17 protein-coding genes and 1 rRNA gene are annotated in these 21190 nt (G+C 65.5%); 13 read left to right on the top strand and 5 right to left on the bottom strand.

The genetic code is table 11. From position 1 onward, the window contains the following. The 4 genes from rrf to AB4068_RS06870 form a co-directional block, all read left to right on the top strand. Positions 1-81, top strand: a 5S ribosomal RNA gene (rrf, locus tag AB4068_RS06885); the annotation flags it as partial. 563 nt (positions 82-644) lie between these two features. After that, complete coding sequence (locus tag AB4068_RS06880; protein ID WP_184739845.1) at positions 645-929, top strand: HU family DNA-binding protein; 285 nt, start codon at positions 645-647, stop codon at positions 927-929. Between the two features lie 106 nt (positions 930-1035). Further along, positions 1036-3201, top strand: coding sequence for a cytochrome c oxidase assembly protein (locus AB4068_RS06875; RefSeq protein WP_332603332.1), 2166 nt, complete (start codon positions 1036-1038; stop codon positions 3199-3201). Next, on the top strand, positions 3201-5174 hold the full coding sequence (locus AB4068_RS06870) for an NHL domain-containing thioredoxin family protein (protein ID WP_441432992.1): 1974 nt from the start codon (positions 3201-3203) through the stop codon (positions 5172-5174). Before AB4068_RS06875 ends, AB4068_RS06870 begins: the two co-directional genes overlap by 1 nt. Before the next feature lie 37 nt (positions 5175-5211). Here AB4068_RS06870 and AB4068_RS06865 read toward each other — a convergent pair whose 3' ends face one another. Together AB4068_RS06865 and AB4068_RS06860 are read right to left on the bottom strand one after the other, a co-directional pair. Then, entirely contained in the window at positions 5212-6204 is a 993-nt protein-coding gene (locus AB4068_RS06865) for a hypothetical protein (RefSeq protein WP_306963243.1), read from the bottom strand. Between the two features lie 112 nt (positions 6205-6316). Continuing rightward, on the bottom strand, positions 6317-8011 hold the full coding sequence (locus AB4068_RS06860; protein WP_441432991.1) for a helicase HerA-like domain-containing protein: 1695 nt from the start codon (positions 8009-8011) through the stop codon (positions 6317-6319). A gap of 75 nt (positions 8012-8086) precedes the next feature. Between AB4068_RS06860 and AB4068_RS06855 the strand changes: the two genes are divergently transcribed. Beyond that, positions 8087-8665 carry a DinB family protein gene (locus AB4068_RS06855; RefSeq protein ID WP_441432990.1) on the top strand — a complete coding sequence of 193 codons (579 nt, stop codon included), beginning with the start codon at positions 8087-8089 and terminating at the stop codon, positions 8663-8665. Between the two features lie 2 nt (positions 8666-8667). Here the strand turns inward: AB4068_RS06855 and AB4068_RS06850 are convergent, their stop codons facing one another. Continuing rightward, positions 8668-9189, bottom strand: coding sequence for a GNAT family N-acetyltransferase (locus AB4068_RS06850; RefSeq protein ID WP_441432989.1), 522 nt, complete (start codon positions 9187-9189; stop codon positions 8668-8670). Positions 9190-9245: 56 nt separating this feature from the next. After that, positions 9246-11210, bottom strand: coding sequence for an FAD/NAD(P)-binding protein (locus AB4068_RS06845; RefSeq protein ID WP_441432988.1), 1965 nt, complete (start codon positions 11208-11210; stop codon positions 9246-9248). A 266-nt stretch (positions 11211-11476) separates the two neighbouring features. On the opposite strand from AB4068_RS06845, the gene AB4068_RS06840 reads away from it, so the two are divergent. From AB4068_RS06840 to AB4068_RS06805, 8 genes are read left to right on the top strand one after another with little or no spacing between them, the layout of a single operon-like run. Beyond that, positions 11477-12556 carry an amino acid ABC transporter permease gene (locus tag AB4068_RS06840; protein WP_284991117.1) on the top strand — a complete coding sequence of 360 codons (1080 nt, stop codon included), beginning with the start codon at positions 11477-11479 and terminating at the stop codon, positions 12554-12556. Further along, a complete protein-coding gene (locus tag AB4068_RS06835; RefSeq protein ID WP_441432987.1) occupies positions 12553-13392 on the top strand; it encodes an amino acid ABC transporter ATP-binding protein in 840 nt (279 codons plus the stop codon). The genes AB4068_RS06840 and AB4068_RS06835 overlap by 4 nt, the downstream gene beginning before the upstream one ends. 12 nt (positions 13393-13404) lie before the next feature. Beyond that, entirely contained in the window at positions 13405-14403 is a 999-nt protein-coding gene (locus tag AB4068_RS06830) for an ABC transporter substrate-binding protein (protein ID WP_441432986.1), read from the top strand. Then, complete coding sequence (locus AB4068_RS06825) at positions 14400-15560, top strand: LLM class flavin-dependent oxidoreductase (RefSeq protein WP_441432985.1); 1161 nt, start codon at positions 14400-14402, stop codon at positions 15558-15560. The genes AB4068_RS06830 and AB4068_RS06825 overlap by 4 nt, the downstream gene beginning before the upstream one ends. Continuing rightward, the gene (locus AB4068_RS06820; RefSeq protein ID WP_441432984.1) at positions 15544-16389 is read left to right on the top strand and encodes a DUF1684 domain-containing protein; all 846 of its coding nucleotides are present in this window, start codon (positions 15544-15546) and stop codon (positions 16387-16389) included. The genes AB4068_RS06825 and AB4068_RS06820 overlap by 17 nt, the downstream gene beginning before the upstream one ends. Beyond that, a complete protein-coding gene (locus AB4068_RS06815) occupies positions 16386-17555 on the top strand; it encodes an LLM class flavin-dependent oxidoreductase (RefSeq protein WP_441432983.1) in 1170 nt (389 codons plus the stop codon). Before AB4068_RS06820 ends, AB4068_RS06815 begins: the two co-directional genes overlap by 4 nt. A gap of 9 nt (positions 17556-17564) precedes the next feature. After that, complete coding sequence (locus tag AB4068_RS06810) at positions 17565-18974, top strand: NtaA/DmoA family FMN-dependent monooxygenase (RefSeq protein WP_441432982.1); 1410 nt, start codon at positions 17565-17567, stop codon at positions 18972-18974. After that, on the top strand, positions 18971-19093 hold the full coding sequence (locus tag AB4068_RS06805; RefSeq protein WP_284991125.1) for a hypothetical protein: 123 nt from the start codon (positions 18971-18973) through the stop codon (positions 19091-19093). Before AB4068_RS06810 ends, AB4068_RS06805 begins: the two co-directional genes overlap by 4 nt. Positions 19094-19106: 13 nt before the next feature. Here AB4068_RS06805 and AB4068_RS06800 read toward each other — a convergent pair whose 3' ends face one another. Then, positions 19107-20717: an ABC-F family ATP-binding cassette domain-containing protein gene (locus AB4068_RS06800; RefSeq protein ID WP_306963219.1), complete on the bottom strand. Its 1611-nt coding sequence runs from the start codon at positions 20715-20717 to the stop codon at positions 19107-19109. Between the last annotated feature and the right edge of the window lie 473 nt (positions 20718-21190).

Below are 21190 nucleotides of genomic sequence, written 5' to 3'. Positions count from 1 at the left end.
ATTCCGAACCCGGAAGCTAAGACCCACAGCGCCGATGGTACTGCACCCGGGAGGGTGTGGGAGAGTAGGACACCGCCGGACAACCATTCACCGGCCAGGCCCCGACACACCGTGTCGGGGCCTGACCCACTTAAAACACCCGAACACCTGAGCCCGCGACCAACGAAAACCCCCGCTCACCTATGACCCGGTTTCCCCGGACCCCCGCCCACCTATGACCCGGAAATCCCAAACCCCGGCTCAGATATGCGGTTCCACGGCCCACGCCCGCCCACATGATGTGAGCGGGCGTCCCGCCGGAACCCGGCATACGTGAGCGGGCGTCCCGCCGGGAGCCGGCATACGTGAGCAGGCGTCCCGCCGGGACCCGCCATAAGTGAGCGGGCGTCCCGCCGGGACCCGCCATACGTGAGCGAGCGTCCGCTCAAAACCCCCTATATGTGAGCGGGCGTCGGGGGTTCGGGAGTTCGCCCGCGGCGGAATTGACCCCCAAAAGCGCCCGAAATAGGGTGAATTTGGTCAAAAAAGCGCGGAAACACGCGGAATTTGCTGGCCGAGTCCTCCCAAGCTGGTAAGTTTTCGAACAGTGGCTCGCACGCATGCCGTGTGTGGGCTCCAAAATCGTAAAGTCCAGGAGGACACAAATGGCTAAGAACCGTAGCGAACTGGTTTCCGAGGTAGCTGGCAAGGCTGGCACCAGCCAGGCTGCAGTCAACTCCGTGCTCGATGCCCTGTTCGAAGTTTTCGAGACTTCCGTCGCCGCTGGCGAGAAGATCACCATTCCGGGCTGGCTCGCCATCGAGCGCACCGACCGCGCAGCTCGCACGGGCCGCAACCCGCAGACCGGCGAGACCATCCAGATCGCCGCTGGCCACAGCGTCAAGCTGACCGCCGGCTCCAAGCTGAAGGCAGCTGTCGCCAAGAAGTAAGACACTTCGGCGAACGCCTAGGAAAGGCGGCAACCTGCGGGTTGCCGCCTTTCTGCTTTAACCCGCTCGATTCGCCGCGCCGCCGACGTTAGCGGACAATGGATAGGTGCCATCAGCCAAAACTCCCTCCACTGCCCCCTCGCCCGCTTCCAAGCCGGGAACGAAGGCAGGCGCTGCCGTGGAGGGGATCTCCCTACCGTGGCAGCTTGCGGGCTTCGCTGCGCTCTTCCTGGCTCTAGCGGGCGCATTGATCTTCTCCGGCGCCTCGGCCGCGCGCCAAGTCTCTGACCCGGGCGCCTTGGTGCGTTGGGGGCTGCCCGTCGCCAAAGCCATTCACAACGTCTCCTTGGCGACTGTGATCGGCGGGCTGATCTTCGCCGTCGTCATCCTTCCCAAGCACCTGTCCCGATCCAGGGGCGATGACGCCCCGGAACACCCGGCGTTCGCGCGTGCGTTGGCCGTAGCGGCAGCAGCAGGCGCTGCCTGGACGCTCTCCGCCGTCGCTGTCCTTGTGTTGACGTACTCGGATGTGGCCGGGCAGAGCCTCTCGGGGGACGCGCAGTTCACTGCATCCCTCGTCTACTTCATGACGGACATCCAGACGGGCCAGGCGTGGCTCGCCGTGACGATCATCGCTGCGATTGTCACGACGGCGCTGTTCGGCGTCCGCTCGCTGGCGGGACTAGCGCTGACGCTCGTCCTGGCCCTGGGCGGACTAATCCCGAGTGCGCTGATCGGGCACTCCGCGAGTTCCAACGACCACGAGGGCGCCATCAATTCGCTCGGCCTTCACTTGGTGGGCGTGTCCACCTGGGTGGGCGGCATCATCATGCTTGCGGTCCTCTCGAGCCTCCTGCGAGGTTCCAAGGCAACAGGCACCAAGGACATTACTGAGCAGACCCTGCGCCGGTTCTCCGCGTTGGCCGGCTTCGCCTTCGTGCTGGTCTTCGCTTCGGGCGTCGTGAACGCGAGCATTCGTGTGACCAGTTTTTCGGCCTTGGTTGGCACCCCCTATGGGCAGATCATCCTGGCGAAAGCGCTTGCCACAGTTGTCCTCGGCGGCATCGGTTTCATGCACCGCCAGTGGGTGATCCCGCAGCTGGGCCGCAAGTCGATGACCACGCGCCGCGTGCTGTGGCAGCTGGTGTTGGTTGAACTTCTGGTGATGGGCGCCACGTCGGGACTCGCCGTCGCGTTGGCCAGTTCGGCACCGCCGCTGCCCACCACCTACGCGCCCGACGCCTCGCCGGCCTTCATCCTGTCGGGTTACGAGCTGCCGCCCGAACTGACGCCCGCGCGATGGTTGACCGAGTGGCGCTTCGACTGGCTTTGGGTGGCTGTGGCCCTCTTCGGCGCGGCGAGCTACATCCTTGGCGTGGCCAAGGTCCGTCGCCGCGGTGACTCCTGGTCGTGGTTCCGTGCGGTGAACTGGATGATCGGCCTGCTCGTCCTGACCTACATCACGTCCGGGCCGCCGTCGGTATACGGCCGCATACTGTTCTCCGCCCACATGGTGGACCACATGGCGTTGACGATGGTGGCGCCGCTGTTCCTGGTCCTGGGTTCCCCGGTGACGTTGGCATTGCGGGCCCTGCCGTCGCGCGGCGAGGGATCACGCGGAGATGGCTCCCGTGGCCTTCGTGAATGGCTCCTGGTGTTCGTGCACTCGAAGTTCTCCCAAGTGGTGACCCACCCACTCTTCGCCGCGGCGAACTTTGCCGGTTCGATCGTCCTGTTCTACTTCTCGGACGCGTTCGGCTGGGCGATGCGTGAGCACGTGGGCCACGAACTGATGAACCTGCACTTCCTGCTCACCGGGTACATCTTCGTCCTCACCATGATCGGCACGGACCCGCTGCCGCGTCGTGCGCCCTACCCGATGCGGCTGCTTCTCTTGCTCGCCACGATGGGCTTCCACGCCTTCTTCGGCGTATCCATCATGGGAGGCACTGGACTGCTCGCCGCCGATTACTTCGGCAACCTCGGCCGGACCTGGGGACCATCGGCTTTGCTCGACCAGCAGACAGGCGGCGCCGTGGCCTGGGGAATCGGCGAAGTTCCCACCTTGCTGGTGGCGATCGGCGTCGCGGTCATGTGGTCGCGTTCGGATGAGCGGGAGACCAAACGCACCGACCGGGCGGCGGACAGGAATAACGACGCCGACCTGAATGCTTACAACGATATGTTTGCGCGGCTTGCAGACCGCGATGCGAAACTGATTGATCGGGACTCCAAGCAGCCCGAAGGCAAGACCAACCTGGAAGGACGCTGATGAGCGAAACCGTACGCACCCAATTGCGTGTCCGCGCCTCTGAACTGGTGGGCCGTGGCTGGCTCAACACCGGTGGGAAGGCCCTGGACCTGGAAGCGCTGCGCGGCAAGATCGTGCTGTTGGACTTCTGGACGTTCTGCTGCATCAACTGCCTCCATGTCCTGGATGAGCTGCGCCCCCTCGAGGAGAAGTACTCCGACGTCCTGGTGACGGTCGGCGTGCACTCTCCCAAGTTCGAGCACGAGGCCGATCCCGTGGCCCTCGCTTCCGCCGTCGAGCGTTACGAAATCCACCACCCCGTCCTGGACGACCCCGAGCTCGCTACGTGGAAGGCCTATACGGCCCGCGCCTGGCCGACGCTGGTGGTTGTGGACCCCGAGGGCTACATCGTGGCGCACCTTTCCGGTGAGGGCCACGCAGACGGCCTTGCGGTGCTCCTCGAGGAACTCGTGGCCGAGCACGAAGCCAAGGGGACCCTCCACCGCGGCGACGGCCCCTACGTGGCGCCCGTCCCGACGTCGGGCACCTTGCGCTTCCCCGGCAAGGCGACCCAGCTGGACAACGGCAACTACCTGGTGGTCGATTCCGGCCACCACCGTTTGGTGGAACTTCGTCCTGACCTTGAGACGGTTGAGCGTGTCATCGGCTCCGGAACCAAGGGTTACCTGGATGGTGCGGCGGAAATCGCGCAGTTCAACGAGCCGCAGGGCGTGGCGGTGCTCCCGTCGTCGCTGGCTTGGCAGCTTGGCTACGAAGCAGTGGTCGCGGACACCGTGAACCACCGCCTCCGCGGCGTCACGCTCAGCTCGGGCTACGTGCAGACTGTTGCCGGCAACGGCGTGCAGCGCCTGCTCGACGCCGGCCCTGCCCGTGTGACGGAAAGCGGTGCCGGCGTTTGGGCTGAACACCCCGACGGCGGTCCGGCTGACTTCGCGGCCGACGCACTCGACGTCGGGGTACTTGGTGTGGGGACCGGGGTGTCCCTGTCCTCGCCGTGGGACGTGGTGTGGAGCGAGAAGCTGCAGCGCGTTGTCATCGCGATGGCCGGCACGCACCAGATCTTCGCCTTTGAGCCTCTCAGCGGCGAGGTATCCATCCTGGCCGGCTCGGGCCTTGAAGGTTTGCTTGACGGCCCCGCCGAGGAAGCCTGGTTCGCCCAGCCTTCCGGCCTGGCCGTCGATGCGGATGACAACATCTGGGTGGCCGACTCCGAAACCTCGGCGCTCCGCCGGCTGGTCGTTGGCGAATCAGGTGTGACTGTTGAGTCGGCCGTGGGCAAGGGCCTCTTCGATTTCGGTTTCCGGGACGGCGAGGCCCCCGAAGCCCGCCTGCAGCACCCCCTCGGCGTCACAGTGCTCCCCGATGGCTCCGTGGCCATCGCAGACACCTACAACGGTGCCGTGCGGCGCTACGATCCGGCGGCTAAGGCCGTGTCCACCCTGGCGAGGGGTCTCGCCGAGCCGAGCGACGTCGTCGTGGTCTACCCGGAAGGCGGCGAACCGCTGCTGGCGGTGGTGGAATCAAACAAGCACCAGCTGGTTCTCGTTCCCATCCCCAAGGAAGCCCAGCAGGTGGACGAGGGAGCATCCCAGACGCAGCGGCCCAAGAGCCCCGTGGCGCCGGGAAACGTGGAGCTGACCGTGCGCTTCACGGCCCCGACCGGACAGAAGCTCGACGACCGCTGGGGCGACCCTACGCAGTTGAAGATCTCCTCGACCCCGCCTGAGCTGCTGCTTTCCGGCGGTGGCACGTCGGTAGGCCTGCTGCGGACCCTTGAGCTGTCCGCGGACGTGCCTGAGGGGATCCTCCACATTACGGCCCGCGCGGCTGCGTGTGATGGCCCGGAAACTGAGGACGGCGAAATCCCGGATCACGCCGCGTGCCACCTCTACCAGCAGGACTGGGGCATCCCCGTGGTCATGCAGGCCGACGGCGACTCCGAGTTGGTGCTTGACCTGCGCGGGATGGACTAGGCAGGGGCTGGCTGGACCGGGCGGGCCGCAGCCGAACCTAGAAGCTCACCAGCGGCGTGACCGTGATGGTGTCCGCGCCTATGTCCAACCGTGTGGTGAAGCTGAAGTCGTGAACGGCACTGAGGTCGCCGACCAGTCCGCTGAAGAGGTCAATTTCGCGGGCGGTTACCTTGGCCTTGCCGTTGAGGGGCGCCACGACCCACTGCCCGTTAAAGGGGTCGATGCTGACCTTGGGGTACTCCGTGATCTGCCACCTGATGGTCCCGTCCACCACCCGGCTGTTGGTCACGTGGTAGAACGGGCAATCGGGCTGGAGCTTTTGCTGCTTGGTGGCATCCGCGGCGCAGGTGTCCAGGAATTCCTTGACCTTGTCGCTCACCACCTTGATCATGGCGTCGGTGGGCTTGGTCAAAAGGTTGAGGGGCGCCTGCGGCAGGGCGCCTGTAGTCACCGACGTGCTGGTAGTCGGCGCCGAGAAGTATTTGCCGGCGAGGCTGGCTTCGTATTGGCCGGGGTAAAACACGGCAAAGCTGTTGCGGCCGTTGGGCAGGTTTACCGGGACCCCGTTCAGGGTGGCCTCGTTGGCGTTCACCACGGTGACCTCAATGGTCGGCAAGGATGACGGCACGAAGGACCACTTACCGAAGAACAGCCACTCGGTTCCCGTCCGTTCCAGGAGGAAGTCCGAATGCAGCGCCTTGCCGTCGATCTGGTAGTCCATGGGGACCGTCACCCGGTTTCCGCCACGGGATTCGGCGTTGCCGAGTTTGATATCAGTGATCTTCGACGCCGCCGTCTGCAGGGCGGTACCGTCCAGCATGGCCGCATTGGCGTTGGGCACGGAGGCGTGCAGGAGTCCGAGGGCTTCCCCGCCGTGCCCCTGCTGGAGGGCCGACAGGTAATCGCGCACTTGCTGCTGGGGGCTGGCTATGGAGTTGCTCACCAGGTTGATGGAAACGATCGCAGCGGCCACAGCAAGCATCAGACCGAGCAGCCACCCGGCCGCGGTCTTGACCAACGCTTGACTCAACTGCACGCCCTTTACGTTACCCGCCGGTTCCGCAATACCCCGGCATCCTTCCCCTCCCGTGACATCTGGACACGCATTTGCGAAGAGTCCGACGGCGGGTGGCAGCTCCGTTTCAGCGGCGCCGGCGCGATGAGGTTCCGAACACTCCGCGGAGCAATTCCCGGCCGAGTTGCGTGCCGAAGGACCGTGCCATGCTTTTGATTCCGCCGCCGAGCGCACCACCCAGGACGCCCGCGAGATCGCCCATCATGCCGTCGCCGCCTTGCTGCGGAGCCGGTGCTTGGACCGGCGCGGGTGCGGGCGGCCACGCTTCGGAGCCTGGTAGCGGGCGGCTGCTGGGACGGCCAAGGATTTCTTCCTCGATCCTGCGGGCTTCGGCGTCCACGGATTGAGGATCAACGGAGGCTGGTACCGGTGGCCGACCCGGTGCGGCTTCTCCGGTGGAGGGCGCGGTCCCTTTGTCAGTGAGTTTCTCGTAGGCCGAAATGTTGTCCACGGCAGTGCCGTACTTCGGCAGCAGCGGGGAAGCGGCGATGGTGCTGCGGATCAGTTCGTCCGTGCTGGGTCCCATCACGGATTCCGGGGCACGCAGCTTGGTCAGCGCCACGGGCGTGGGCGCGCCCTTTTCGTTCATGACGGTGATGACCGCTTCGCCGATACCGGCGGAAGTGAGGGTTTCCTCAAGGTCGTAGTCGCTCACCGGGAACGTGGACACGGTGGCCTTGAGGGCTTTGGCGTCCTCCGGGGTGAATGCGCGCAGGGCATGCTGGACCCGGTTGGCAAGCTGACCGAGGACGGCGGCAGGGACATCCTTGGGTGTCTGGGTGACGAAGAAGATCCCGACCCCCTTGGACCGGATGAGCCGCACAGTGGTGGTGATGGCTTCGAGGAAGGCCTTGGATGCGTCGGAGAAGAGCAGATGGGCTTCGTCGAGGAAGAACACCAACTTGGGCTTGTCCAGGTCTCCTGCTTCGGGCAAGTCTTCGAAAAGGTCCGCAAGCAACCACATCAGGAACGTCGAGAACAGCATGGGTTTGGTCTGGAGCGTGGGAAGTTCAAGGCAACTGATCACGCCGCGGCCGTCCGGGGCTGTGCGGAGGAGTTCTGCGGTGTCGAACTCCGGCTCGCCAAAGAACTTCTCCATGCCTTGGGCCTCGAGGTTGACGAGTTCGCGCAGGATGACGCCGGCCGTGGCCTTGGAGAGTCCGCCGAGGTCTTCGAGTTCAGCCTTGCCCTCATCCGAGGTCAGGAACTGGATGACGGCCCGCAGGTCTTTAAGGTCGATCAGTTCCAGTTTTTTCTGGTCGGCGAAATGGAAGATCAGCTGCAGGCTGGATTCCTGCGTGTCGTTGAGTTCCATGATGCGCGAGAGCAGGATGGGGCCAAACGAGGTGATGGTTGCCCGGACGGGAACGCCGTTGCCATCCCCGCCCAATGAGAGGAACTCGACCGGAAAGGCCTTGCCTACCCACTCTTGGCCGAGGCTTGCGGTGCGGGCCGTGAGTTTCTCGCTGGCCGTCGCCGCGGTGGCGAGTCCTGAAAGGTCTCCCTTGATGTCCGCCAGGAAGACGGGGACGCCGGCCGTGGACAGCTGTTCGGCCACCATGTGCAGGGTGACGGTCTTGCCGGTGCCTGTGGCCCCGGCCACCAAGCCGTGCCGGTTCATCATGGACAGCGGCAACCGGACTTGGGCCTCTTTGTGGACTTCGCCGTCGACGATGGCGGCACCTAGCTCGATCGTGGGGCCATCGAGGGTGTATCCCCGCTGGATCGTGGCAAGTTTTTCAGCTGTTGTTTTCTTGGCCATGCGCATAGCCTAGTGGTCCAGGGCCGCGGTGTGGCGGGAAAGTTTTGCCGTGCTCGGCAACGGTATAGTGCCCGGATGGATGACAAAGCGGTTCTGCTCAAATATCTGCGCGCCCGTCGCGGCGAGCTCCTCGCCAAGCTCGACGGACTCGACGAGTACGACGTCCGCCGGCCTATGACCCCCACCGGCACCAACCTCCTGGGACTGGTCAAGCACGTGGCGAGCGTGGAGCTTGGGTACTTCGGGGAGGTCTTTGGCCGGCCCAGCGGCCGGGAATTACCGTGGTTTGCCGACGACGCCGAAGCCGATGCGGACCTGTGGGTTCCTCCGGGGGAGAGCAGGGAAGAGATCATCGAACTGCACCGCTACTCGGCCGAGCACAGCGATGCAACCATCGAGTCGCTCCCACTCGACGCTCCCGGGGAAGTGCCGTGGTGGCCTGAAGAACGCCGACACGTGACGCTTCACCACATCCTGGTGCACATGTGCGTCGAGACAGCCCAGCACTTGGGGCATGCCGACATACTTCGCGAGCTCATCGACGGTTCGGCCGGAAAAGGTCCCGGGGACCCGAACTTGTCACAGCGAAGCACCGAAGAATGGGCCGCCCACTGGGCACGGATCGAAGCCGCGGCGCGCCAGGCTGTGGGCTAGGGTCACGCCTGAGCGGACGCCAGGTCCTTCGTGAACGCCAAGTGCTTGATCTCTTCCGGATCCGCGTCGACGTCGAACAGCGGGGCGTAGCCGGTGGCCAGGTACAGGTTCTTGGCTTCGGGCTGCCGCGGACCGGTGGTGAGGTAGATCCGGCGGTAGCCGCGCCGCGCCGCCTCGGCTTCCAGTTCCGCGAGGACAACCCGGGCCAGTCCTCGACGCCGGTGCGCCGAATGCGTCCAGATCCGCTTGAGTTCCGCCGTGCGGGAGTCGTAGCGGCGGAATGCCCCGCCCGCCACGGTTTCGCCGTTGTCCTGCACGATGAGCAGGGCACCGTGGGGTGCGGCAAACTCGCCGGCCGGGTACCGGTTGAGTTCCTCGGCCGCGCCGCCGCTGCCAAAGAGGTCGCCGTAGCGCGTGGTGTATTCGACGGCGAGTTCGTCCAGGAGTGGCTTGACGCGTGGATCGCGCATGGGCAGTGTCAGGACGGAAAGGCCCGACGACGGCAGGGTTGGCGTTGTTGTCATGGCTTACCTTTCGTGAATTTGCCCAACTAGCTCGCAGTTGTTGTCGTTATGAGGCGTCAAAACGACAACAACTGCGAGCTAGTTGGGTGGATCGTGCTTGGGCGAGGGGCCGCGAGTTCGGCCAGGAGGCGGCGGGCCAGGGCGTCGTTCTCGCGGAACGGTGCTGCGTTGGTTCCGGGCCGTGCGAACGCCCCAGCGCCCCAACCCGAGGTCCATGGTCCGACGGCGAAAAGCCCCGCCTGCCGCACGCCGTCGGGAGCCAGGACCTCGTGCGAACTCGAGACCAACAGCTTACCGGTGGAATGTGGACCGTCCGAGGTGAGGAGCGACTGTTCGGTGCCCCAACCGGCGTCGTGCAGGTCCGCCAGCGCGGGGTTGGCCGATCGCGCCACCGACGGCGACGGCAAGCGGGCCTCGATGTACGCCGCCGCGTCCACCACCACGGGCGATTGGAATGAACCGGCCACGAAACGGCCGCTGGCCTCGTCCGGACGCACCCACATGCCCGGTCCCAGGAACTGCAGGAATCCAGCCCGGTGCAGGGCGAGGATTTCCCGCAACCGATGGGGCGGCGGGCCGGAATCCACGAAGCTGAAGAAGCCGTGCCACCATCCGTGCACCGCTTGTTGGGAGCGCGAATTGAGCCGCTCCTGCGGGACCAACCGGCCGAGCTCCATGTACACGCGGAGCAGGGCCGTGAACAAGGCGAGGGTTTCCGAATGGTCGGGACTCGTGCGGAGCTTGAGGTCGCGTTCGATGTAGTTCGCCACCGATCTCTGAACCGCGGCATGGTCCGCGAAGGCGCAACCGCTGAACGGTTGGTCCAGGGCCTCGAGGTCGAGCCGGAGAGTCGGGTCCGGGACGGCCGAGGCCACGAGGTTTTCGCGTTCGCGGCTGTACCAATCCAGGGCATCGAAGCGCGTCGAAAATTCGTCCCAGCCGCCGTGGACGCGTTCCGGATAGCCGGTGAAGAGCTCGCGGTAGTAGGCGTAGCCGGCATCTTTGGCGATGAGCGGCCAAAGCTGCGCGCGGAAATCCAGCTCCTCGTGCGCGGCGAGCAGAGATTCCACGGCGCGTGCGGTGAAGTACCGCGGGGCGCCGACGGGTTCCCCGCGCAGGGCGGAGGAGATCTTGGAGTGGTACGGCACTCCGCGCCGGGAGCCTGCCCAGAGCCGCGGTTCGGCGCCGGACGGCACATAGTCCAGGCCGCCGTCGGGCCTGTCTTCGAAGCGGCCGCCACGGCCCTCGAACAAGAGCACCAACAGATCCACGAAAGCCAGCCCCATGCCCGATACCAGGACGTCCTGGCCAGGTGCGATCGCCGAATAGTCGACGTCGGTGGTGTACGACGGCGCCGCGTGGAACCCGCCGTTCCGGGCGGCGAACTCGGCGAGCCGCGCTGATTCCGGTTCGGCACGGGAGTCGGTGTGACCCAGCGAGTACAACACCAGATCCGCCTCCAGCACCCCGCCTGAAGCGAGCCGCACGCGGTACTTCGCACCGCCGTCGGGCCCTCCCGGACCCTCCGGAGAGTGGCGTTCGACAGCGGTTGCCGTGTCCCGGTGGACCGTCACCGTAACGTCCGGGCCGAGTGCCGCGACGGCCCGGCGGAAGAACCACTCGAGGTACTTGCTCTGGAGCTGCCGGCTAGGAAACGAGGCCGGTGTCAGCACCCGGAGCTGCTCGAGGAGGTGGGCTTCCAACTCCGGGACGTCGCGGATGGAACCGTCGAGCACGCCCGTTGCCCATGTGGCGAGGCCCGGACCGTCAACGGAGGGACCGTCGCAGGCCACGGAGTTGTCGGTGAACATCGTGACGTCCGCTGCCGTGGAGTTGAGCAGTAGTCCCGGGCTCTGGTCATAGCGCCAGATCCTCCCGGAACCGGGTTCGTACGGCTCGACGACGTGGATGGAGAGGGGCCCGTCGAAGAGGCCGGGCCTGTTGGCCGCGAGCCGTTCGAGGATGCCGGCTGAGCGCGGGCCACCGCCAATGAACACGATCGTGGGGGCGAAGGGCGGCATGGCAACTCCTGTTGGCGGTGGCTGGTGGTACCCGAGCCTAGGGACCCGGCGGGCCCTCGGTCGAGGCCCGGGTAACGGCCGTTCACCACGCGTCACGGTGCGTCAACAAGCGCAAAGAACGGACTCATATGGCTCCGTATGAAGCCGCGCGAAGCGCGATGAATCCCCATGAAGAAGTGCAAAAACCTGCCTTGCAGCCGCTTCGGGAGCGCCCCTAGATTGGCAGCCATCCGATAGCCAACAACCCATACGAAGCGAGGTGGCGCATGAGTTCAGCAGCAACCACAGTGGCGCAGTCCGCACAGCAATCTGCACCGGAACCGGCGCCCGCCAGCGCCGTCACGGAAAGCCCGACGCCGGCCGCCGGGCCGGGTGCCGCCGCCCGGAGTGCAGCCGAGGGTGCTGCCGCCCCGGGTGCCCCAAGCGACTACTCCGGCTACAAGCTGGTCCCGGCCCGGCATCCATGGCGCTGGGTAGGCACGGTTGTGGTGGCGCTTGGCGTCGTGGCGGTGGCCTGGTCCCTCGCGACGAATCCGCGCTGGGAGTGGGGCGTGGTGGCGCAATGGTTCACCGCGCAGTCCGTGGTGAACGGCCTCGTGGAGACACTCAAGCTGACGGCCATCTCCGGCGCGCTCGGCTTTGTCCTCGGTTTCATCCTGGCCCTCATGAGGCTGTCGGCCTCGCCACTGCTGCTGTCGGTGTCCTGGACGTTTTCCTGGATCTTCCGTTCCACTCCCTTGTTGGTGCAGATGCTGCTTTGGTACAACCTTGGCTACCTCTACGAGAAAATCAGCTTGGGCATCCCCTTCACGGATATCCGCTTCTTCGAGGTCCAGACCACCACGCTCATCAGCCAATTCGCTGCGGCAGTCCTGGGCCTGACCCTCAACCAGGCGGCGTACTCGGCGGAGATCATCCGTGGCGGCATCCTCTCGGTGGATCAGGGCCAGCTCGAGGCAGCCGCGGCCCTAGGCATTCCGGCGTGGCGACGCTCCACCAGGATCGTCTTGCCGCAGGCCATGCGGGCCATCCTGCCCACCGCTTTCAACGAGATCATCGGCCTGGTCAAGGGCACCTCAATCGTCTACGTCCTGGCCTATTCCGAGCTCTTCTACACCGTGCAGGTCATCTACAACCGCACCCAGCAAGTCCTTCCGCTGCTCCTCGTGGCGACCCTCTGGTACGTCGCCATTACCTCGGTCCTGAGCGTCTTCCAGTACTACATCGAGCGGCATTATTCGAAGGGCGCCGTCCGCAACTTGCCGCTCACTCCGCTGCAGAAGGCAAGGAAGTTCTTTGCCACCCACGCACCCGTGAACCTTGACCGAGCGAAGGACGCCCGATGAGCACCGCTGCTTTTCCCGCTGAGAGCCCGACGACGGCGGCGCCAGCCGCCGCTGCAACCCGCGGCCACGTGGAAATCACCAACGTCCGCAAGTCCTTTGGGGGAACGGAAGTCCTCAAGGGTGTGTCCCTGACGGTGCCGCCAGGCGGCGTCGCCGTGATCGTGGGACCCTCCGGCTCGGGGAAGTCCACGCTTCTGCGGACTATTAACCACTTGGAAAAGGTGGACGGCGGGTACATCACCATCGACGGCCAATTGGTGGGTTACCAGGTCCGCGGAAACAAGCTGCACGAACTGCGCGAAAAGGACATCCTCAAGCAACGCACGGACATCGGCATGGTGTTCCAGAACTTCAACCTGTTCCCGCACCTCACCGCGCTGGAAAACGTGACGGAAGCACCCGTCGTCGCGCTCCACCGGAACAAGGCCGAAGCGCGCAAGCGCGGGCTGGAACTCCTGGACCGCGTGGGCCTCAAGGACCGGGCCGACGCCTATCCGCGGCAGTTGTCCGGCGGCCAGCAACAGCGCGTTGCCATCGCCCGGGCGCTTGCCCTTGACCCTAAGATCCTGCTCTTCGACGAACCGACGTCGGCCCTCGATCCGGAGCTGGTCAACGAGGTCCTGGACGTCATCCGCGAACTTGCCACCTCCGGCACCACGTTGATCATCGTCACGCACGAAATGGGCTTCGCCCGCGACGTCGCAGACACCGTGGTCTTCATGGATCAGGGCCAGATCGTTGAGCAAGGCAGTCCCCAGGAGATCTTCGCGAATCCCCGTGAACCCCGGACGCGGAGCTTCTTCTCCAAAGTCATCGAACCAGCTTTCAACATCTGAGGAACCAACCTAATGCCACGCATCAAAACCAGGCTTCTCGCGCTCGCGGTGCTGCCCGCCGTCGTACTCCCGGGGCTCGCCGGGTGCTCCGACCCCGGTGCCTCCGCGGCCGGGGCCAGCCCGTCCGCGAGTGCCGCCCGCAACGGCGTCGTCTACAACACCTCGCCCGAGCAGAACCGTATCCGGGCGCAGAAGGATCCCGCCGCGGCAGCCGCCCTGCCGGCCGCGATCGGCAAGGACGGCAAACTGACCGTTGCCACCACGGCCGGGTCCATCCCGCTGTCCTTCCATGCGACGGATGACAAGACCCCGATCGGAGTCGAGGTGGACATCGCCCAGCTCGTGGCCGACAAGCTGGGCCTCGCACTGGACGTGCAGGTCACCTCCTGGGAGAACTGGCCGCTCAAGACGCAGTCGGGCGATTTCGAAGCGGTCTTCTCGAACGTGGGCATCAATAAGGACCGGGTGAAACTGTTCGACTTCTCCACCTACCGCGCCGCGTACATGGGATTCGAAGCCAAGAAATCCTCCACGTACAACATCAAGGGCGCGGACGATATCTCCGGGCTGAAGGTCTCGGTGGGCTCGGGCACCAACCAGGAGAAGATCCTCCTGGCCTGGAACAAGGACCTGGAATCCCGTGGCAAGGCTCCGGCAACACTGCAGTACTACTCCTCCGACGCCGACACCATCCTGGCGCTCTCCTCGGGCCGGACGGACCTGAACATCGCGCCCTATCCGTCCGTCTCCTACCGCGAGAACACGCGGGACGACCTGAAAGTGGTGGGCAAAGTCAACGCTGGCTGGCCTTCAGAGACCCTCGTCGCGGCCACCACCCTCAAAGGCAACGGCCTGGCTCCGGCCATCACGGATGCCCTGAATTCGGCGATCAAGGATGGCTCCTACGGGAAGGTCCTGGACCGCTGGGGCCTTTCGCAGGAAGCCTTGCCGGAATCGAAGACCGTGACAGAGGCAAACTTCGGGAGTGCCCAGACAGGGAAAACACAGTGAAGTTCCAGGTACTCGACATCATTCCGCACCTGAAGAACCCGCTGACGGGAGAAATCGTCTCGACGGCCGAGCGGCTCAACCAAGTGGTGCAGACTGCGCGCCGGGCCGAGGAATTGGGTTTCGATAGTTTCGCTGTGGGGGAGAGGCATGCCGGTGAGTTCATCTCATCGTCCCCGACGACGGTCCTCGCCGCCATCGCGGCGGTCACCAACCGTATTCGATTGCAGACCGGCGTCACCGTCTTGTCGGTGCTCGATCCCGTGCGGGTGGCCGAAGACTACGCCACGATCGATCAGCTGAGCCGGGGCCGCCTGGAACTCGTGATCGGCAAGGGCAACGAGGTGCTGCAATATCCGTTGTTCGGGCTCTCCCTCGATGATCAGTGGGAGCTGCTCGCCGAAAAGTATGGCTTGTTGCGGAGGCTGTGGCGTGAAGAAAACGTCACCTGGTCCGGCCGTTTCCGGCCCGCATTGAGCGAAGCAACGACGACGACGCCGCGACCGTTTGCGGGTTCGCCGCGGATTTGGCACGGCTCGGCTACAACCCTGACCTCGGCTGCCCTCGCCGCCCAGTGGGGCGATCCACTTTTCACGGCCAACGCCATCCAGCCTCGCGAGAACTACAAGATCCTGATCGACCACTACCGCGAGGAATACGAACGCCACGGCCACGATCCTCGGCACCAGTACCTCGGTTCGGGTTCCGGCGCAGGCGGCGTGTTCGTCGCGGACACCACGCAGGAAGCCAAGCGCCAGTTCGGGGCTGTTTATGAGGCCTTGACCGCTGGACGCAACGTCCCGGGCAACAATTCGCCGTTCCGGGACATCGAGCATGCCGTGGCTGAAGGGCCAGCACTGGTGGGCAGTCCGGAACAGGTCATCGACAAAATCCTGAGCTACCACTCGCTCTACGGCCACGATCTCCAATCCATTTCCTTGCCCACCACGTTGCCCTTCGAGCAGCAGCTGGAGATCCTGGAGCGGTTCGCGCTCGAGGTCATCCCGGCCGTCCGCGCCGCCGCGTCCACCACCCTGTGGGAGCCAGCGGATCCCTACGGCGGTCGTCCGGAATTCGCCGGCGCCACGTCACTCGACGCAGCCGGAACCGTCACCACAGACCACGCAAACCACAGGAGGAATCATGCCTACGCCCACTGAAACGGCTACGTCCACCACTGCGGCCTTCACCGCCGCCTGGCAGGAATGGCACGCCGAGCACGAGCGTCACCGGGCCGATCCGCACGGATTCCTCGCTGTCACCCATCTGCACTGGCTTGGTTCCGAAGCTGCTCCGCTCGACGGGGTGCCCGGCACCTGGAGTGTGGAGAACGACGTCGTCACTGTGGTTTTAGGACCAGGCGAAAGCCTGCTTCGGGACGGCCGGGAACTCAACACCGACGCCGCCGGGGCCACCGTCGTTTTCGGCCCCATCGCGGAACGAGACGGCCTCAACCTCAACGCGGGGGACACGGTCGTCGAGCTCGCCAAGCGCGGCGGCGAGTACATCGTCCGGCCGCGGCACCCCGGGAATCCGCTGCTCAACGAATACCGCGGAACGCCCGCATACGCACCGGATGCATCGTTCGCGGTGAACGGTACGTTCGTGCCGTTTGAGGTTCCCCGACCGACCACAGTGGGGGCCGCCGTCGAGTGTATCCAGCACGTCTACGAGGCGCCCGGCGAGCTCCACTTCAACCTCGCGGGCCAGGACTTGGTGCTCACGGCCTTCAACGGACATGCGCCGGGCACACTCTCGGTGCTGTTCACGGATGCGACGTCGGGCAAGACCACCTACGCGGCCAATCGCTCGCTCACGGTGACCCCGGAATCGGACGGCTCCGTGGTGCTCGACTTCAACCGTGCCGTCAACTTGCCGTGCGCCTACACGGACCTTGCCACGTGCCCGCTCCCACCCTCGGAAAACCGGCTGAGCGTGGCCATCGAAGCCGGCGAACAGATCCCTTACGAAAGGCAGGAGCAGCAATGAGCGGCATCTCCCGTCCGGGCCAGCCCGGATTCTTGGCCTTGGAGCTCGACGGCGACGGCGCCCACCCCGCGGCCTGGCGCAAAGCCTGGCATGCCCCGGATGAGTTGCTGAACGGTTCGCGGATCCGGAACACGGTGCTGGCGGCGGAATCGGCCGGGATTCATGTGGCGACGTTCGCTGATGGGTCTGGGACTGACGGCTCCGGCGCTGGCGGGCGAGATGTTGCAGGCCGCCTGAACGCCCTTCAGCGCGCCGCGTTCGCGGGTCCCGTCACGAGTTCCATCGTGCTGGTACCGGAAGTGGACACGGTCTACACCGAGCCGTTCCACATCTCCACTCAGCTGGCGAGCTTGGACTATGTCTCGGGCGGACGGGCGGGTTGGCTCGTCGCGGCGAGCGGCTCCGCGGAGGAGGCTGCCGCCGTCGGGCGTTCATTTGTTGAAGGTGCCGCCTTGGCGCAGGAGGCCGCGGCGTCGGTGGAAGTGAGCCGGCGGCTTTGGGATTCCTGGGAGGACGACGCCGTGATCCGCGACGTCCCCACCGGGCGGTACTTTGACGTGGACAAACTGCACTACATCGACTTCGAGACGCCGGCGGATTTCGCAGGGGCCGGGTATTCCGTGAAGGGTCCCTCCATCATTCCGCGCCCGCTGCAGGGGCAATTGCCCGTAGTTGCGCAGGCCGACTTGCTTCGTTCGGACGCCGACGTGGTGCTGGTGTCCGCTCCGACGCCTTCACTTCTCGCCGAGGAGGTTGCGGACGTGCGTGCCCGGACCGCTGTTGGGGGCGGCCCGGCGGTAGTGGCGGAGCTCGACGTCGTCCTTGACTCGCGTGGGCAAAGCGCCTCCGCGCGGCTCGCCGAACTGGACGCGTTTACTCCGTGGACCAGTTCCCGGGCGCACTTCGTCGGCACGGCGGCGGAATTGGTCGACTTCCTTGCCGGGTTGCTGGCCGTGGCCGACGGCGTAAGGCTGCATCCGGCTGTGCTGGACGTGGAGCTCGAGGAACTGGCGCAGCTGGTCCTGCCCGAGCTTCGTCGCCGCGGGGTGCTGAAGCCTGTTGCGCAGGGCGGCACGTTCCGGGAACTGCTGGGTCTTGAACGGCCGCTGAGCCGGTACGCGAGCGTGGGCGCGGCGGGCGCCGCCGTCGTTGGCTTGGAAAACTGAGGAGAGACTATGACACAGCACAACCGTGCTAAATTCCAGCCGAGCGGGAAGATCCAGTTCGGGATCTTCTTCCAGGGCGTCAACTCCGGCACCATCTGGAAAGCGCCTGAATCCGGTTCGCAGACCGACTTTGAGTCGTTCCGACGGATCGCCCAGACCGCCGAGCGCGGGCTGTTCGCAGCCTTCTTCCTGGGCGAGGGCCTGCGCTTGCGGGAACATCTCGGACGACCGCACGCCCTGGACGTCGCGGGCAGGCCGGACGCGCAGACCATGCTGGCGGCGCTCGCGTCGGTGACGTCCAATATCGGGCTCGTGGCCACGCAGAATACGACGTACAACGATCCCGCCGACCTCGCTCACAGGCTCGCCTCCCTCGACTTGCTCTCCGGCGGGCGCGCCGCCTGGAACGTCGTCACCACGGACAACGCGTGGACCGGGGCCAACTTCCGCCGGGGCGGCTACCTGGACCACGCCGATCGCTATATCCACGCCGAAGCATTCGTGGAGACCGCCAAGAAGATCTGGGATTCGTGGGAGGACGGAGCGGTCTCCTCGTCCGTCTCCGCGGATTCCTGGGCGGTTCCCGGCCATGCGCGGCGCGTGCACCACTCCGGGCAGCACTATTCCGTGGACGTCACCCCCCGGCTGCCGCGCAGCGCCCAGTACAGGCCGGTGCTGTTCCAAGCCGGGGATTCCCCGGAAGGACGCGACTTCGCCGCCCGCCAAGCGGATGTGATCTTCTCGGCGCACCCGAAGTTCGACGACGCCGTGGAGTTCCGCGCCGATATCGTCTCGCGCTCCCTGGCTGCCGGACGGGGTGCCAACGACGTCCAGATCATGCCGGCGAGCGAATTCATCCTCGCTGCGACTGACGAGGAAGCCCGCGAGAAGAAGGAATGGGTCCGCGGCCTGCAGATCGGGCCGCAGCAGGCAGTTGCGTATCTCGAACAGTTCTGGGGCCGCGAGCTGTCCGCCTACGATCCCGATGGTCCGCTTCCGGAGATCGATCCGGTGGTGGAGGAGACCTCCGAGACCCGGGGGAGCGGGTTCCACGGGGCCAAAGCCCGGCAGCTCGCCGAGCAATGGCGCGCCGAGGCCAAGGAGAAGGGCTTATCCATCCGGCAGTTCGTGAGCTCCAGGACGTCCAGGGTTGACGCGACGTTCACCGGATCCTACACAGCCGTGGCCGATACCTTGGCCGAGTACGCCCGGGTGGGTGCCGTCGACGGCTTCAACATCTCGCCATGGCTTATCCCCACCGGCCTGGACGACATCGTGAACCACTTGGTGCCCGAGCTGCAGGAACGTGGCGTGTACCCCACGGAATACGTCGGCAGGACCCTCCGCGAGAACCTGGGCCTCGCGACGCCGGCGCGCTCGGAGTCGTTGGAGTCGGTACCCGCCGGGGGCGCACGGTGAGCTTCCGTGCGCGAGTCGCGGCCGCCGTCGTCGGCTTGCAGACCGACGACGGCGGTTCGCGCGACCCGGACGCGGAGCTGGTGCGGCTCCAACTGACCGTGTGGGAACAACAGCTCTGATTTGCTGCGGGCCCTAGGTGAGTGGCTCCGTGCGCTCGCGCAGGCCCCCTTCGCCGTCGAGCTCGGCTACCGTGTCGATGTTGAGGCGCCGGAGAAACTCGAGGTCGTGGCTCACGATGAGCAGTGCGCCACGGTAGGCGTCCAGGGCTTCGGCGAGCTGCTCGACGCTGGCAATGTCGAGGTTGTTCGTCGGCTCGTCGAGGATCAGCAGCTGGGCGGGCGGCTCCGCCAGGAGCAGCTTCGCGAGGCTGACCCGGAACCGTTCTCCTCCCGACAGGCTGGAGACCGGGCGATCAACGGTGGATCCCCGGAGGAGGAGACGTGCGAGTTGATTGCGGATGTCTCCGGGCGCCGACGCCGGTGCCGCCTCCCGCACGTTGTCTAGCGCCGAGCGGGAATCGTCCAGTCCGTCGAGCCGTTGCGGGAGGTATCCCACCCGGCCGGTCAGCAGCCTTCCGGTGATCCGGCCCGAGGATTCTGCAGGGCGCCTCTCGACGAGGTGTTTGAGGAGCGTCGATTTGCCTGAGCCGTTGGGTCCCACCAGGGCCACGCGCTCGGGGCCTTGGATGACGATCGTGCCGGAACCGTCGCTCAGCTCGGCGATCCGGCGGCTCCGTGGCACGTCGGGATCTGGAAGGGGGAGGTGGATGTGCTCAACTTCCCTGACCCTCGCGTCGGCGGCGTCGACGGCGGCCTGGGCTGACAGCACCTTGTCGTCGAGGGTCGAGCGCATCGAGCCGGCAGATGCCTGCGCCTTGCTAGCCCGGTTGCCGGCCAGGATCTTCGGGATGCCGCCGCTGGCTTGGGTTTTCTTCGCTGTGCGCTCGCGGCGGGCAAGCTTCGTCTCGGCTTCGACGCGTTGCTTCTTCTCGACCTTCAGCGCTTGCTGGGCGCTGCGGGCTGCCTGGATGGCGGCGGCCTGTTCCTGCTCGCGATATTCGGTGAAAAGACTGTACGGGCCACCAAACACGTCAAGCTTTCCGGCATGAAGCTCAGCAGTGGAGTCCATGTGCTCAAGCAACTCGAGGTCGTGGCTGACCACCACGAGGGTGCCCGGCCAACTGTCCACGAAGTCGGCAAGTTTGGCCCGGGTGCGCCGATCAAGGTTGTTGGTCGGCTCGTCGAGAAGCGTGACCGGGGTGCGGCGGATGCGCAGCCCGGTCAGCGCGATGAGCATTGCCTCGCCACCTGAGAGCTCCCCGACCTGGCGCTTGAGATCACCCGCGGAGAAGCCGATTTCGTGCAGAGCCTCGTCTGCCCGGGACTCAATGTCCCAGTCGTCGCCGACCGTGTCGAAATGGCGCTCATCGACGTCGCCGTCCTCAATGGCATGGAGCGACGTGAGTATGTCGTCGATGCCGAGCAACGCGGCGACCGTCGTGTGCTGCCCGAGGGTGAGGGTCTGAGGAAGATAGCCCACGTCACCGACGGTTTCGACCCGGCCCAGGGTCGGCGTCAGTGTGCCGGCGATCAAACGGAGCAGGGTCGATTTTCCTGCACCATTGCGGCCGACGAGTCCAGTCCGGCCGGTGGTCATGGTGCCATTGAGCCGCTGAAGAGCGGGAGTGCCGTCGGGCCACTCGAATGAAAGATCGTGCAAGGAGATGGCTGATTGTGCTGACATGAGACACAGTCCTTTGGTTCTTGCCCATCAAGGGCGCAGTCATGGGTCGACGTGCTCACTCCGGGGCGCGAAAACGCGCGCTACTTCGGAGGGCACTGCACCTGACGTACGGAATCTTTCAGCGAAGCTGGACCGCAGGGAATAGCGCCTGCAGACAACTGACAGCGAGATTTCTCACCGGGTGTGCATGAGCGCAAACAACCGGGCGGCCACCGAACGTCAGGTGGCTAGGCTCTGTCGACCTCGATCTCCATAGCCAAAACCATATCCGCAAACTTCTTGAGCGGCCAATTGGGGATGAACGCCGGCATTCATCACTTTGGTTCATATGGAGGCCGTAAACGGTGAGCACCGCGGGCGGTGTTCACCGGGACGCCTTCGCGGGCCGAGAAGCCTTAGTGCGTCCTCGAATTTTCAGGGCTGCCGGGAGCCCTGAAGTGTAGCGTTTAGGGCGCCTTCACCGGGCACTTTTG

Source organism: Arthrobacter sp. 2RAF22 (assembly GCF_052115325.1).
Lineage (GTDB): Bacteria > Actinomycetota > Actinomycetes > Actinomycetales > Micrococcaceae > Arthrobacter.
Note: the sequence above shows the minus strand (reverse complement) of the source record. Positions and strands in the feature narration are given on the sequence as shown.

Excerpts from the sequence above, each read along its gene's own strand:
- AB4068_RS06800 (WP_306963219.1), bottom strand. The coding sequence starts at position 20,717 with ATGTCAGCACAATCAGCCATCTCCTTGCACGATCTTTCATTCGAGTGG.
- AB4068_RS06870 (WP_441432992.1), top strand. The coding sequence starts at position 3,201 with ATGAGCGAAACCGTACGCACCCAATTGCGTGTCCGCGCCTCTGAACTG.
- AB4068_RS06820 (WP_441432984.1), top strand. The coding sequence starts at position 15,544 with ATGCCTACGCCCACTGAAACGGCTACGTCCACCACTGCGGCCTTCACC.
- AB4068_RS06855 (WP_441432990.1), top strand. The coding sequence starts at position 8,087 with ATGGATGACAAAGCGGTTCTGCTCAAATATCTGCGCGCCCGTCGCGGC.
- AB4068_RS06860 (WP_441432991.1), bottom strand. The coding sequence starts at position 8,011 with ATGGCCAAGAAAACAACAGCTGAAAAACTTGCCACGATCCAGCGGGGA.
- AB4068_RS06845 (WP_441432988.1), bottom strand. The coding sequence starts at position 11,210 with ATGCCGCCCTTCGCCCCCACGATCGTGTTCATTGGCGGTGGCCCGCGC.
- AB4068_RS06835 (WP_441432987.1), top strand. The coding sequence starts at position 12,553 with ATGAGCACCGCTGCTTTTCCCGCTGAGAGCCCGACGACGGCGGCGCCA.
- AB4068_RS06840 (WP_284991117.1), top strand. The coding sequence starts at position 11,477 with ATGAGTTCAGCAGCAACCACAGTGGCGCAGTCCGCACAGCAATCTGCA.
- AB4068_RS06815 (WP_441432983.1), top strand. The coding sequence starts at position 16,386 with ATGAGCGGCATCTCCCGTCCGGGCCAGCCCGGATTCTTGGCCTTGGAG.
- AB4068_RS06850 (WP_441432989.1), bottom strand. The coding sequence starts at position 9,189 with ATGACAACAACGCCAACCCTGCCGTCGTCGGGCCTTTCCGTCCTGACA.
- AB4068_RS06830 (WP_441432986.1), top strand. The coding sequence starts at position 13,405 with ATGCCACGCATCAAAACCAGGCTTCTCGCGCTCGCGGTGCTGCCCGCC.
- AB4068_RS06880 (WP_184739845.1), top strand. The coding sequence starts at position 645 with ATGGCTAAGAACCGTAGCGAACTGGTTTCCGAGGTAGCTGGCAAGGCT.
- AB4068_RS06810 (WP_441432982.1), top strand. The coding sequence starts at position 17,565 with ATGACACAGCACAACCGTGCTAAATTCCAGCCGAGCGGGAAGATCCAG.